The organism is Actinokineospora pegani (assembly GCF_009745975.1).
GTDB lineage: Bacteria > Actinomycetota > Actinomycetes > Mycobacteriales > Pseudonocardiaceae > Actinokineospora > Actinokineospora pegani.
The window spans coordinates 1-833 of the sequence record NZ_WHOL01000020.1 but is presented as its reverse complement, the minus strand read 5'-3'; the positions used below and the strand labels follow the sequence as shown (position 1 = coordinate 833).

1 protein-coding gene and 1 pseudogene are annotated in these 833 nt (G+C 74.4%); one reads left to right on the top strand and one right to left on the bottom strand.

Features of this window, described 5'->3' with window-relative positions:
* Nucleotides 1-418, top strand: a 418-nt coding sequence (locus GCL84_RS00845; protein ID WP_156753379.1) for a TOBE domain-containing protein, incomplete at its 5' end; no start/stop codon positions are given.
* A 61-nt stretch (nucleotides 419-479) separates the two neighbouring features.
* Here GCL84_RS00845 and GCL84_RS29060 read toward each other — a convergent pair.
* Nucleotides 480-833: pseudogene (locus GCL84_RS29060) on the bottom strand (hypothetical protein); the annotation flags it as partial.

Here is an 833-nt window from a genome sequence, read left to right as displayed (position 1 = left end):
CCGGCCTGCGAACGCGTTCGTGGCGGGGTTCATCGGCTCGCCCGCGATGAACCTCGTCGAGGTGCCGGTGACCTCGGCCGGGGTGACCCTGGGTGGGATCGGGCTCGAACTGCCCCGCGAGACCAACACCGCCGTGGCCGAGGCGGGGGTCGAGCGGGTGACGCTGGGCGTGCGCCCGGAGTCGTTGGCGCTGGTGCCCTCGGGCGCGGGGGAGGGGTTCGAGCTCGTCGTGGAGCTGGTCGAGGAGTTGGGCGCCGACGCGCTGGTGCACGGTTCGGTGCGGGGGTCGGACGAGCGGCTGGTCATGCGGGTGGACGGTCGGACGCCGCCCGCGTTGGCGCAGACCGTGGCGGTGGCCGTGCGTGACGCTGGTGAGCTGCATGTCTTTCACCCTGAGACGGGTGAGCGCCTGGTCTGAGCGGGACGGCGCGGCGCCCCTCCTGGCCTGAGTCGGGAGGGGCGCCGCGTGTCCCGGCGGACTACGCGCTTTCCTTGAGGCCGTCCGCCTGCGCGGGGGCGTTCTCCTCGAGGTGTTCCTGGGGGCAGCTCTGCGGGTCGAAGGTGACCTCGACGCTGGGGTCCTCGGCGGTGGGCAGGGTGATGACCGGCTCGCCGCAGGTGGGCGGCGACTCGGTCTGCGGCGCCGCCACCTGGGGCTCCACGGGCTGGGGGTGGCTGGGCGTCGCGTGCTCGGGCGGCTCGACCGGGGGCCGCATGGACGTGTTCGCGGTGGGCGCGGACTCCTTGACGGGCGCGGTCTCTTCGGTGGCCGTGGACTGCTCGGCGGGCGTGGGCTGCTCAGCGGGCGCAGTTTGCTCGGCGGGCGTGGACTG